Source organism: Paenibacillus silagei, from assembly GCF_017874735.1.
In the GTDB taxonomy this organism is placed as follows: domain Bacteria; phylum Bacillota; class Bacilli; order Paenibacillales; family Paenibacillaceae; genus Paenibacillus_AQ; species Paenibacillus_AQ silagei.
In genome coordinates, this window is record NZ_JAGGLV010000001.1 from 98296 (window position 1) to 111665 (window position 13370).

The 13370-nt window shown below is 54.5% G+C and carries 10 protein-coding genes; 1 reads left to right on the forward strand and 9 read right to left on the reverse strand.

Annotated features, from left to right (window positions below; genetic code table 11):
- Nucleotides 1-252 precede the first annotated feature (252 nt).
- Nucleotides 253-1038 carry an alpha/beta hydrolase gene (locus J2Z70_RS00400; protein WP_209868386.1) on the forward strand — a complete coding sequence of 262 codons (786 nt, stop codon included), beginning with the start codon at nucleotides 253-255 and terminating at the stop codon, nucleotides 1036-1038.
- 108 nt (nucleotides 1039-1146) lie between these two features.
- Here J2Z70_RS00400 and J2Z70_RS00405 read toward each other — a convergent pair whose 3' ends face one another.
- The 9 genes from J2Z70_RS00405 to J2Z70_RS00445 all read right to left on the reverse strand — a co-directional run bounded on the left by J2Z70_RS00405 (nucleotide 1147) and on the right by J2Z70_RS00445 (nucleotide 13300).
- The gene (locus J2Z70_RS00405; RefSeq protein ID WP_209868388.1) at nucleotides 1147-3042 is read right to left on the reverse strand and encodes an AraC family transcriptional regulator; all 1896 of its coding nucleotides are present in this window, start codon (nucleotides 3040-3042) and stop codon (nucleotides 1147-1149) included.
- Between the two features lie 225 nt (nucleotides 3043-3267).
- Nucleotides 3268-4680 carry an argininosuccinate lyase gene (gene argH / locus J2Z70_RS00410; protein WP_209868390.1) on the reverse strand — a complete coding sequence of 471 codons (1413 nt, stop codon included), beginning with the start codon at nucleotides 4678-4680 and terminating at the stop codon, nucleotides 3268-3270.
- Between the two features lie 90 nt (nucleotides 4681-4770).
- Nucleotides 4771-6006: an argininosuccinate synthase gene (locus tag J2Z70_RS00415; protein ID WP_209868392.1), complete on the reverse strand. Its 1236-nt coding sequence runs from the start codon at nucleotides 6004-6006 to the stop codon at nucleotides 4771-4773.
- A gap of 635 nt (nucleotides 6007-6641) precedes the next feature.
- Nucleotides 6642-7610, reverse strand: coding sequence for an ornithine carbamoyltransferase (gene argF, locus J2Z70_RS00420; protein ID WP_209868394.1), 969 nt, complete (start codon nucleotides 7608-7610; stop codon nucleotides 6642-6644).
- A complete protein-coding gene (locus tag J2Z70_RS00425) occupies nucleotides 7607-8893 on the reverse strand; it encodes an aspartate aminotransferase family protein (RefSeq protein WP_209868396.1) in 1287 nt (428 codons plus the stop codon). Before J2Z70_RS00425 ends, argF begins: the two co-directional genes overlap by 4 nt.
- A 116-nt stretch (nucleotides 8894-9009) precedes the next feature.
- Complete coding sequence (argB, locus tag J2Z70_RS00430) at nucleotides 9010-9837, reverse strand: acetylglutamate kinase (protein ID WP_209868398.1); 828 nt, start codon at nucleotides 9835-9837, stop codon at nucleotides 9010-9012.
- A gap of 71 nt (nucleotides 9838-9908) precedes the next feature.
- Nucleotides 9909-11141, reverse strand: a complete 1233-nt coding sequence (gene argJ / locus J2Z70_RS00435) for a bifunctional ornithine acetyltransferase/N-acetylglutamate synthase (protein WP_209868399.1) — start codon at nucleotides 11139-11141, stop codon at nucleotides 9909-9911.
- A 22-nt stretch (nucleotides 11142-11163) separates the two neighbouring features.
- A complete protein-coding gene (gene argC / locus J2Z70_RS00440) occupies nucleotides 11164-12219 on the reverse strand; it encodes an N-acetyl-gamma-glutamyl-phosphate reductase (RefSeq protein ID WP_209869270.1) in 1056 nt (351 codons plus the stop codon).
- A gap of 196 nt (nucleotides 12220-12415) precedes the next feature.
- Nucleotides 12416-13300, reverse strand: coding sequence for a YitT family protein (locus J2Z70_RS00445; protein WP_209868401.1), 885 nt, complete (start codon nucleotides 13298-13300; stop codon nucleotides 12416-12418).
- Nucleotides 13301-13370 lie beyond the last annotated feature (70 nt).

Sequence of the window (13370 nt, forward strand, 5' to 3'; positions counted from 1 at the left end):
CTATACTCTATTAGATTCCATTATAGATAGTTCCCGCGCAGCAGAATAATGGCTTCTCTTACCCGCTGGCCGGAGCACATCCATGTCTTCAGTCCTGTGTCCTTGCATGTTTATATGAATCTTTCTACCTACTTCCATTATATTCTTTCTCCTCCGGCAGCAGCAATGCTTGCGGACAATAAATCTGGAGAAATCTACAGTTTATATCAGGTAGGGGCTGTGCTATCATGTGGGCAGAAAGGGGATACGCAAATGGCTTTGATTGAATGTAAATTTTATTCGGAGGTGCTGGGGCTCAGTACTTCGATGACTGTCATTCTGCCGCAGCAGACCACTACGCAGATCGGAATGAGTAATGTCTCCAAAGGGACCTTACACCCCACCCTGTACCTGCTGCACGGCCTGTCTGACGATGATTCGATCTGGCTGCGCCGGACCTCGATTGAGCGTTATGTAGCAGAACTGGGCATCGCTGTTGTTATGCCGCAGGTCCACCGCAGCTTCTACACGGATATGGAGGCGGGCGGTAAGTACTGGACATTCATTAGTGAGGAGTTACCGGCACTTGCCCGTTCCTTCTTCCCTTTGTCGGCCAAGCGCGAGGATAACTTCGTGGCGGGATTGTCGATGGGCGGTTATGGGGCAATGAAGCTGGGACTGCGCAAGCCGCAGGACTGGGCCGCAGCAGCGAGTCTGTCCGGGGCACTCGATATGGCACACAATTTCTTGAACTTTGAAGATCCATCGCAGAGAACCAAGGATTATTTGCAGATTTTTGGGGACAAAGACATTGCTGGTTCTCCGGAAGATCTGCTATGGCTGCTAGAGGAAGTGAACCGCTCCAAAGGGCCAAAGCCGCTGCTCTATCAGTGCTGTGGAACCGAGGATTTCCTGTATGAGGATAATCAGGTCTTCCGTAAGGCCTGCTCCAAGACCAAGCTGTCTCTGACCTACGAGGAAGGGCCGGGCGAGCATGAGTGGGGATACTGGGATACCAAGATCCGCAATGTGCTGAAGTGGCTGCCGCTGGGGAAGTAGAGCTTGTGATATTGTAAGCGGTATCGAATGAACCCTGGGCATTATATTTTCAAAAAAAGGGATCTGGACAATTCATCCAGCGCCCTTTTTTTATGGTTATCCGCGTAATTACGTACTGCTCCCTGCCAGCAGGTTAACGATGATGTCCATTTGTTGTTCTACCGAAATCGGATCACTGAACAGGAATTGATTGAAGTCAATATTGTAGATTTTGCCCGCTTTCCCTGCCGGTGAATTCTGAATGAGCTTATCCACTTTCTTCAGCTCTGCCTCCGCCCCTTCATTCACTGCGAGAATTAGCCGGTCTCCGATGAAGTCAGGAATGACCTCGCTGGAGATCTCCCAGGTCTCTCCGTGAATGACCTCTTTCTCCACCTTTTCGGTCGGCTTCAGGCCCAGATATTTATACACGATGTTGCCGCCCAGATTGGTATCCCCGTAAATGAAGACGGCACCGGAACGCACATTTAGAATGGAGAAGGTTTCGCCCGGTTCGATGTAGGGAGCGATTTTTTCTTTGGACTCTTTTATTTTTGCTGCAAAATCCTTGTTCCACTGCTTCGCTTCCGTCTGCTTGCCCAGAATATCCCCGAACATTTCGACATCCTTGACCGGATCATTATACTGCTCCACTACAAGGGTTGGTGCAATCTGGCTCAGCGCCTCGTATCCTCCTTCGACCACCTCCGCGAACGGGGCTGTTGTAATAATAAGATCAGGCGCAAGCGACAGGATCTTCTCCGCATCAGGCGTAGAACCTACATCTTCAATATCCGACACATCGCTTAACAGCGGATTGTTCAGAATGAAGGTTGTTGCTCCCACCGGCTTCACTCCAAGCGCCATCAATTCCCCCAGATGAAAAAGACTGACGACCCGCTGAGGCTTCACGGGAATCTCGGTCTCCCCCTTCAAATGCTTGTAAATACGTGTATCTGCGGCCTCGCTGTCTGCAGCCGTACTGGTGGGAATAGGCTCAGAGGCTGCCTTTCCAGTGTTGTTGCCTGTCTGACATGCACTTAGAAATATGGCTGAACATAACAGCAGCGCAGCCCCTAAGGCCGGTCTTGAAAATCTGAACATCGATGTGTCCCCTTCCTCATTTAACTGATAATAATTCTCATTATCATTATGAGAAACAGGCTTACCAGATACAATAGACGATTTCAGCAGATGTAATGGATTATTCTGAACGGTATGCTTGTTATTCTCCCGGAATCGCTGCGGCGAGCAGCCGGTATGCTTTTTGAACAAACGGCTGAAATAATAGACATCGGCATAACCCACACTGCCTGCGATTTCCTGAATTCGGGCATTGGATTGCAGCAGCAGCTGCTTGGATCTGCGGATTCGTACATGGATCAGATAATCGATAGGACCGAACCCAAGCTGACTCTTGAACATGCGGAACAAGTAGCTCGTACTGCAGCTGCACATTCCGGCTAATACCTCTGCGGTAATCGGCTCACTGTAATGCTCATGAATATAGTGAATGGCTTCAGTGACTACACCCGGTCTGCTGGTCCCCTGAGCCGAGGAGTGAATCTGCCGCATAACCTCATATACAAATTGATGAAAAACCGTCTGTGCCTCCAGCTTCTCCAGCGGGGCGGTATGCTGCCACAGACGATCCATTGCCTGGCACTTCTCCTGCAAGGGCAGCAGTGTATAGGGAGTGAAGGCATACGGCATATTGAAGCTCTCCTGGTCCTCTGGAAATAGGCTGTCGGCTTGATAGCGAATGAAATAACAGACAAACTCGTTGTCCAGTGGCATCAGCCCGAACTCCGTTTCCTTGCCGCCATGCAGAAGAGGCGCAGACCGGGTGGAATAGACCGTCCCCGATAGACTTACAGTCGCCTCGCCCTGCACGGTCAGCAGGAAAAAACCCGTAGCCGCCACATCATGCTCAGGCACCGTTCCTGCTTGCGCAGCGAATAATTGAACCTCCAGCAGCCTGACCGTAGTACGGCTCCAGCATTCAATATGGGCTTCCCAATCCATACCTTCCCCCCTGTCTCTGTATTGCAAGTGGAAACGGCTTCGCCGTCCTTTTAAAGGATGGTACCGCTTCAGCGAGAAATATAAAAATAATTAATCACGCGAAACATATAAATTCTATATTTTAAAAAAGACTGCCCTTCTGCAGCTTCCGCTGCAAATGACAGTCTCTAATGCCTTCAGTAATCCTCTGCCTCTAGCGGGCAATGCAGACGACCTGCATATAGGTTACACGGCTCCACCATGCTGCTTCACCCATTCACCCGCAGCCGTCAGGTCCGCTTCGGCCCGCCCGATGGCGGCCTGCACCTGAACCGTGGCGGTACCGCCGTAGACATTACGGGCGTTCACCACGGCCTCCGGCTGGAGCACCGCATAGATCTGATCGTCGAACAGCGGCGAGAACTGCTTGAATTCGTCCAGCGTCAGATCCAGCAGGAACTTGCCTTCGTTGATACAATACAGGACGGTCTTGCCGATCACCTCATGCGCCTGACGGAACGGCAGGCCTTTGCCCACCAGGAAGTCAGCGATATCGGTCGCGTTGGAGAAGTCCGTGTTCACCGCTTCACGCATCCGCGCCTTGTTCACCTTCATGGTGGAGATCATCGGTGCGAACAGCTGCAAGGCCCCTGTAAGGGTAGCTACTGTATCGAACATGCCTTCTTTATCTTCCTGCATGTCCTTGTTATAGGCCAGCGGCAGCGACTTCAGCACGGTCAGCAGTCCGATCAGGTTACCGTAGACACGGCCTGTCTTGCCGCGTACCAGCTCCGGCACATCCGGGTTCTTCTTCTGCGGCATGATGCTGCTGCCGGTGCAGAAGGCATCGTCCAGCTCCACGAAGCTGAATTCGGTGCTGCTCCAGAGTACCAGCTCTTCGCTGAGCCGGGACAGGTGAGTCATCACGAGCGATGCATTCGCCAGGAACTCCACGATGAAGTCGCGGTCGCTGACCGCATCCAGACTGTTCTCATACACGCTATCGAAGCCAAGCTGCTCAGCCACGAAGTGGCGGTCAATCGGGAACGTGGTTCCCGCCAGCGCCCCGGCACCCAGCGGCAGTACGTTAATCCGCTTGTAGCTGTCGGTCAGGCGCTCCGCATCGCGGCGGAACATCGACACATAGGCCAGCAGATGATGCGCGAACAGAATCGGCTGTGCCCGCTGCAGGTGTGTGTATCCTGGAACGATGGTCTCCAGGTTATCCTTGGCCTGCCCGATCAGCGCACCCTGCAGCTCATGCAGCAGCGCCACCAGCTCCACCACGCGGTTACGCAGGTAGAGGTGCATATCTGTCGCCACCTGATCGTTGCGGCTGCGGCCGGTGTGCAGCTTGCCGCCGACCGGGCCGATCTCTTCGATCAGGTTCTTTTCAATATTCATGTGGATGTCTTCATCGGCAACCGAGAATACAATCTCCCCCGCACGCACCTTGTCCAGCACCTTATTCAGCCCGGCCTTGATCGTCTCCACATCTTCCTGCGGCAGAATTCCGCATTTGCCCAGCATCGTGACATGGGCCAGACTGCCCTGCACATCCTCTTCCGCCAGCACTTTATCGAACTCGATAGAAGCCGTATATTCCTCTACCAGCTTGTTCGTTCCTTTGGTAAAACGTCCGCCCCACAGCTTGCTCACCTGTTGTTCCTCCTCGATAGACGTTAGAAGGGCCGCCCCTGTCCGGTTGGGAGGAACGGCCTTCTTGTGTCCGCTTTTATATGCTGCTACTTATTTATTGGATTCTGCTACGCCCGCCGATACCTTCAGACGCAGGGCATTCAGACGGATGAAGCCGGTCGCATCGCCCTGGTCGTAGGCCTGGGTAGGATCTGCCTCCATAGTGGCGATATCCGGGTTGTACAGGCTGACCGGACTCTTCACTCCGGCGCCGATGATGTTGCCCTTGTAGAGCTTCACGCGTACCGTACCGGTCACATTCTTCTGGCTTTCCTTCACCAGGGCCTGCATTGCAATCCGCTCCGGTGCGAACCAGAAGCCGTTATACACCAGCGTGCTGTAACGGGTGATCAAGCTGTCACGTAGGTTCATCACTTCACGGTCCATGGTGATCGATTCCATTTTGCGGTGAGCGGTGAACAGAATCGTTCCACCCGGAGTCTCATACACGCCGCGGCTCTTCATGCCGACAAAACGGTTCTCGACCATATCCACGCGTCCAATCCCATGCTTGCCGCCCAGCTCATTGAGTTTCTCCATGACTTGCAGCGGGGACAACGCCTCACCGTTAAGCGCTACGCAGTCGCCCTTGAGGAAGTCCAGTTCAAGGTACTCGGCTTCGTCCGGCGCATCCTCCGGCGCATTCGAGAGCAGGAACATTTCCTTGTTCTCCGGTGCACTTGGATCGAACCAAGGATCTTCCAGCACGCCGCTCTCATAGCTGATATGCAGCAGATTGCGGTCCATCGAATACGGCTTAGCTGCTGAGGCTTGTACCGGAATACCATTAGCTTCGGCGTAAGCGATCATCTCCGCACGGCCCGGGAACTGGTTGCGGAACTCTTCCAGACGCCAAGGCGCAATAACCTTAATGCTAGGCGATAACGCAGCAGCGTTCAGTTCGAAGCGCACCTGGTCATTCCCTTTACCTGTAGCTCCATGGGCAATGGCTGTTGCGCCTTCGGCGATGGCGATATCCACCATGCGCTTGGCGATCAGCGGACGGGCAATGCTGGTGCCCAGCAGATATTGTCCCTCATAGAGTGCGCCCGCCTGGAACATCGGGTAGATGAAGTCATTCGCGAACTCGTCGCGCAGATCATCGATGTAGACTTTGGACGCGCCGGTGGCGAGTGCTTTTTCCTCCAGACCGTCCAGTTCTTCTTTTTGACCGATATCGGCTGTAAAAGCAATAATCTCCGCATCATACGTTTCTTTCAGCCATTTCAGAATGACTGAGGTATCCAGCCCGCCGGAATAGGCGAGTACAATTTTTTCTTTTGGCATGGGGGTTTAGCTTCCTTTCGATGTGGAGGGTGGTTATAAGATCAACTTCAAGCTTTGCGTATAGACATCCGGTGCTTGGACGCAGCTGCATGAAATGTTTGGACTTCCGGCCGCTGTTGTCTACAGATTTCTTGAATTTATACCGCTGTACGCGGTTGAAATCCGTAGACAAAGGCGGACGCTGACGCTCCTACAGTTCCAAACTTTCACTTCGCTGCTATGCACCGGAAATCCAACGCTCCGTACCTAAGTTGATCTTATATATGTGTTGTGTATATATAATTAAATTACTTCAACCCAGCTCTTGCTGAGGGTTGGCTGTGCCCGATTAAGGTGCCTTGGGTGGACTTAATTGCAATCTGTACAACTAAATCGTCTGATATAACGCCGAATGTGTGTTTAGCTGTATTTCGTGCAACTAAAATTCCTCATTACCTGAATTCTCGCCCATTAGGGCAATTTTAGTTGTACAAACTACAGTTAGAAGAGAAAACTCTTACTTTTCACTGTTTTTAATTGCACATAATACACTTATCTCTGAAAGTCCGCTTCGAACGTCAACTTCATACATTAGCGCATTTGTGGAATGAACTCATATCTGGCCTCCTGATGGCTCTGCTAGGCTACATCTACATCTAGCCCATCAAAGCCGCCATAAGCGCCTTCTGCGCATGCAGGCGGTTCTCCGCCTGATCGAAGATCACGGAGTTCGGGCCGTCGATGACGCCGGTGCTGACCTCTTCCTCCCGGTGGGCCGGCAGGCAGTGCAGGAACAGATAATCGCTCTTCGCGCCTTTCACCAGCTCCTCGTTGACCTGATAGTCCTTGAACGCCGCTTCACGCGCCAGCTGCTCGGCCTCGAAGCCCATGCTTGCCCAGACATCCGTATAGATCACATCAGCGTCCTGTACCGCCTCCTGCGGGCTGCGGGTCACAGTGATGACCGAGCCTGTCTCCTTGGCGATCTCACGCGCCTCGGCCACAACAGCCTCGTCCGGCTCGTAGCCTTCCGGTCCGGCAACCGCGACATGCACACCCAGCTTGGCGCCACCGATCAGCAGGGAATGAGCCATATTATTGCCGTCGCCGATATACGCCAGCTTGAGGCCCTTCAGCTTACCCTTGTGCTCGTATACAGTCTGGTAGTCCGCCAGCACCTGGCAGGGATGCGCAAGATCGCTGAGGCCGTTGATTACAGGAATCGAGGCATAACGGGCCAACTCTTCCACTTTATCATGGCCGAACGTACGGATCATGATACCGTCCAGATAACGCGACATGACCTGGGCCGTATCACCAACCGTCTCGCCGCGGCCCAGCTGAATATCATTTTTGCTGAGGAACAATGCATGTCCGCCCAGCTGATACATCCCCACTTCGAACGACACCCGTGTACGGGTAGAGGATTTCTCAAAAATAAGCCCGATCGTCTTCCCCAGCAACGGCTGGTAGACCTCACCGTTCTTCTGCTTGCGCTTCAGCTCAATCGCGAGGTCAATCAAATAGGTGATTTCCTCCGGGCTGTAATCATTCAGCTCCAGCAAATCACGGCCTTTGAGCTGTGCGGCAATCGTCTCTGTTACGCCTGGTGTACCGTGACTCATGAATTTGCCTCCCCGCTTACTTTGTTAGCATAAGTATGAATTAGTTCCGATAGGATGTCCACCGCCTGATCAATTTCATCGGTGCTGACATACAGATTAGGCAGCAGCCGGATCACATCCGGGCCAGCCTGAACGAACAGCAGTCCGCGCTTCTGTCCGGCGAGAACGATCTCGGCTACCGGCTCATGGCACTCGATGCCGATCAGCAGGCCTTTGCCGCGAATCTCCTTCACAAAAGAAGTGTCCTCCAGCTTCGCTCTAAGCTGTCCGCTTAAGTATTCGCCCATCTCCGCCGCCCGCTCGGGCAGCTTATCTTCAAGCATGGTCTCAATGGTCGCTTCCATCACCGCTGCCGCCAGCGGGGTGCCGCCGAAGGTACTGGCGTGGCTGCCCGGGCTGAATGCCTCGCGCAGATAGCCTTTACCGAGCATCACACCGGCCGGGAAGCCGCTCGCCACACCTTTGGCCAAGGTGAAGATGTCCGGCTCAATGCCGTAATGCTGATGAGCGAACAGCTTGCCTGTACGGCCCATGCCGGTCTGCACCTCGTCCACGATGAGCAGCAGCCCGTGCTCCTTGCACAACGCTACAACTCCATCCAGGAATTCCTGCTCTACTACAATAATGCCGCCTTCCGCCAGCACCATCTCCAGCATAATCGCTGCCGTATGCTCCGTAATGGCGGCTCTCAGCGCCTCCAGATCATGCAGTGGCACCGTCTTGAAGCCTGCCGGAAGCGGCAGGAAGCCTTCCTTGACCTTCGCCTGTCCGGTGGCTGTCAGAGTAGCCAGTGTACGGCCATGGAACGATTGCTCGAAGGTAATCACTTCATAGCGGTCCGTCCCCTTCACCTTCTGGTGATACCGGCGCGCCAGCTTGATGGCCGCTTCATTCGCTTCCGCTCCGCTGTTGCAGAAGAAAACCTGATCCGCACAGCTATTCTCTGTCAGCAGCGCAGCTACCCGGTCCTGGCCCGGAATGTGGAACAGGTTCGAGACATGCCACAGCGTATCAATCTGCTCCTTGAGCTTGGCACCGACCTTCTCCGGCGCATGGCCCAGACTCGTTACCGCGAGGCCGCACATGAAGTCCAGATACTTGTTACCCTGCTCATCCCATACCCAGCTGCCTTTGCCTTTGACCAGACTGAGGTCATATCTGGCGTAAGACGGGAATACCGCACTCAGCTTGGCAGGAGCGGCCCCCTGCCCGTCTGTTCCCGCTGAACGTTCCTGCAGCGCCCCTGTCAAAGAATCTTTTTCCGTTTGCGTAAGCTCACTCATTCTTAGTCACTCTCCCATCATGCTGCTGCCGGCTTCCCGTCAGCGCGTCTATTGTATTTGTTGCTCTGCCTTCAACTCAAGCTCATTCGCATAACCATGCCCTGATTTCTGCCGGTCTAAGACCTTACAATCCGCGTGCCCAGCGCTTCGCCCTTCAGCACCCGGCTGAGGACACGCGGCTCTTTGCCGTCTACAATAATAACCTCGGACACCTGGCCCTGGATGCAGTCCATCGCGGCACGCACCTTGGGAATCATTCCGCCGTAGATTTCGCCATTCTCAATCAGTGCTTCGATCTGTACCACCGTTACGGACGGAAGCACCACCTTCTCCCCGTCCACCGTCCGCATAATGCCCGGCACATCCGTAACCACGATCATACTCGGTGACCCTATATAAGAAGCCACCGCTCCGGCAGCGGTATCCGCATTGATGTTATACCGCTGTCCTTCGCCGTCTACACCGACAGGTGCAATCACCGGAATATAGCCCATCGTGAGGATACCCGTCACAATCTCCGCTCGAACACCGGTCACTTCACCCACCAGACCCACTTCATCGTGATTGGCCACCGGGTGTGCCATGATCAGGTTGCCATCAACGCCGGACAACCCGAGTGCCTGCCCCCCGCTGGCCTGAATTCGGCGGACAATCGCCTTGTTGATGCTGCCGGACAGGGTCATCTCGACCACATCCAGCACCTCTTCCGTCGTTACCCGCAGACCGTTCACGAAGCGGCTCTCAATGCCGAGCTTCTCCAGATTGCCGGAGATCGCCGGGCCGCCGCCATGCACGATTACAGGCTGATTTCCGCTGGCCTGAAGCTCCCGCAGATCCTCGAAGAATGAATCCGGCAGCGCCGCCAGCGTACTCCCCCCGCATTTCATTACGAACAGCCCGGCGGCCTCCGCCTGCGCCTGAGGCTCTATCGGTTCTACTGTCATCTCCCTGCCCCCTGTACGTAAAAGCTTAGTCGGCTTTCGGCCGCTGTTGTAATCCGGTGAACCTATCTGCACTAAGTGCGGTAAGCCGCATTAATCCGCACATAATCATAAGTCAGGTCACAGCCCCAGGCTGTAGCCTGCCCACTGCCGTCTGACAAGGTTACCGTGATCAGCACGGTATCGCTTTTTTGCAGATAATGCAGTGCTTGCTCCTCATCAAAAGCCACCGGACGCGATCCGCGCAGCACCTCGATCTCACCCAGCTTAATATCTACCCGCTCCGGCGATACCGGAACGCCCGCGCGCCCTACGGCCGCGATAATCCGCCCCCAGTTGGCATCCGCGCCGAAGATCGCCGACTTCACCAGGCTTGAGCCGACCACGGTCTTGGCAATCGCCGCCGCAGCCTCATCATGTACCGCCCCGTTCACCTGCACCTCAATCAGCTTCGTGGCCCCTTCGCCGTCACGGGCAATCGCCATGGCCAGACTCTGGCATACATGGGTGAACGCCGCTGCAAAAGCCTCCCAGTCCGCATGCAGACGCGTCAGCTTCTCATTACCGGCAAGACCGCTGGCCATCGTGACCAGCATATCGTTCGTACTGGTGTCACCATCAACGGTAATCATATTAAAAGTAGTGTTCGTCGCGCTTCGCAGCAGACTAAGCAGATCCTCGCCGTCAATGAGCACATCGGTGGTCATGAAGCCCAGCATCGTCGCCATGTTCGGGTGAATCATCCCGGAACCCTTCGCCGCTCCGGCAATCTTAACCTCAGTACCGCCTACCGTTACTTTTACGCAGCTTTCTTTTTTGACCAGATCGGTTGTCAGAATGGCCTGGCTGAATTCCTCCGCACCGGCAGCGCCCGCGTTCAGCTTCTCCGGCAGTCCGGCAATTCCGCTGCGCACACAGTCCATCTTCAGCAGTTCCCCAATCACACCTGTGGAAGCGACAGCAACATCCAGCTCATTCACGCCCAAATAACGGGCAGCCGCCGCACGCATCTCATATGCATCCGCCTCGCCCTGGTCCCCTGTACAGGCATTGGCATTGCCGCTGTTCACAATCACCGCCTGCAGCGTTCCGTCCGCCAGACTCTCCCGCGTAACCTTCAGCGGAGCCGCCTGAAACACATTGGTCGTATACACCGCAGCCGCCGTAGCAGGCACCTCACAGAGAATTGCGCCGAGGTCATTACGCTCAGTTTTTTTGAGACCGCAGTGCAGGCCACCGGAGGTGAAGCCCTTAGGTGCAGTAATACTTCCGCCTTCTACGACGGTATATAGTGGTTGCTCACTCATGATATTGTTTGACCGCTTGCGCTTATGGATACACTGGTGTGTAACCAAGCCCGCGGGTTTCCTCCCATCCCATCATCAAATTGAGGTTCTGAATCGCTTGCCCTGCGGCGCCCTTAACGATATTGTCGATGACCGACACAATGGTAACCCGTCCGGTACGCGAGTCTGTGGCGAAGCCGATATCGCAGTAATTCGATCCGCTGACTTCCTTCGTCGCCGGAACCACGCCGGGCTCACGCACCCGCACATACGGTCTGCCTGCATAATATTTACGATATAAATCTACGAGTTCCTGTTCACTATGTTCGCCATTCAGTCCGGCATACATCGTAGTCATAATCCCCCGGGTCATCGGCACCAGATGGGTAGTGAAGGTTACGGTAACTTTCTCCCCGGCAATATCGGTAAGCACCTGTTCAATTTCCGGGATATGCTGATGTTTGTTGATTTTGTAGGCTTTGAAGTTCTCATTGATCTCGGCAAAATGCACCATCAGGCTCGTTCCCCGCCCTGCCCCGGACACCCCGGATTTCGCATCAATAATGATGCTGTCCGGCTTGATCCAGCCTGCCTCCAGCGCCGGAACCAGCCCCAGCAGCGTAGCTGTCGGGTAACATCCCGGATTCGAGATAAATTCCACTCCGGCCGCACGTTCGCCGTACACCTCGCATAACCCGTATACCGCCTGCTCCAGATACGCTGCCGGAGGAGCCGGATGCTTATACCACTGCTCATACTCCGCACCATCCTTGAGCCGGAAGTCCCCCGACAGATCGACAACCTTGAGTCCTGCCTCAAGCAGCCCGGGCACCAGCTTCGCACTCACTCCTGAAGGGGTAGCAGTGAATACAACATCCGCTCTGCTTGCAATCTCTGCTGCATCTACACCATCCAGCTTACGCTGCACCACTCCCGTGAGATGCGGAAAACCCTCCTCAATCGGCGCACCCGCACTCGAAGAGGAAATCACTGAAGTAATCTCTATATCAGGGTGGCTCTGCAGCAGCCTGATCAGCTCCACGCCCCCATAACCCGTTGATCCGACAATCGCCGCTCTCAGCTTGTCTGTCACTGTCATCCCCGCTTCCCGTTTCTCATTTCTATCATTATCGCTCATGCATAACCGTCCTGCAAATATGTATTATTATACGACCGAATTAATATAAATACAACACGTTGCGTTAACTTTATTCAGCTGGCGCACAAGAAGAAACGCAGGGTTATCCTATTCACTACAATATATCAAAAGAAGCGCAGAGCCCCCTTAAGGGAGTCTACGCTTCTCTTTTAAACCCTTCGCCCAGCACTTCGTGAGCCTCCGTAATAATGACAAAAGCACTCGGGTCCACCGAGCGGACGATCGCCTTCAGCCTGGTGATTTCATTCTGGCCTACTACGACCATCAGCACCGTACGGTTGTCACCGGTATAGCCGCCTTGCGCATTCAGCTTGGTCAGCCCGCGGTCCAGATCATTCAGAATCGCCTGCGAGATGTCCTCTGTGTGATCCGAGATGATATACGCCACCTTCGTGGTGCTGAAGCCCACCTCCAGCGCGTTGATCACCCGGCCGGTGACGAACAGCCCGATCAGTGCATACATCGCCTGCTCCATTCCCAGCACAAAAGCCGCCAAGGTAATCACCGTACCATCCAGCAGCACGACAGACAGCGAGAAGCTGAAGCCGGTTAGCTTTTGAATAATCTGTGCCGCAATGGTCAGTCCGCCCGTAGAGCCGCGCCCCCGGAAGACGAGGCCCAGACCGAGACCCACACCAATTCCTCCATAGATCGAAGCCAGGAGCGGATTCGTGGTCGGCACAGGCCCGTCCTTCGTCAGGAAGATAAACAGCGGCAGCACAAAGCTGCCTAAGAGAGAGCGGATACCGTACTGTTTGCCGAGAAAGATCACACCGAGAATGAAGAGCGGAATATTAAGCGCCCACTGGGTAAAAGCAGGCTCTGCCCCAAACCAGGCCTCAGCCAGCACCGACAGCCCCGACACCCCGCCGGATGCAATCCGGTTCGGGAGGAAGAACAGGTTGAACGCCAGCCCGGTGATCAGCGAGCCGATCAGAATAAGCGCAATGTCCACCGTATGACGCAGCGGTCCGTTCAAGGGAATGAGCGGAGGTTTGTTGCGTGAATTGATTTTTTGCATGGTTGGCCGGTCTCCTTTATGTTCAGACAAAAATTCCTACACCTCCGAAGACGCGTAGGAATTTGATTAC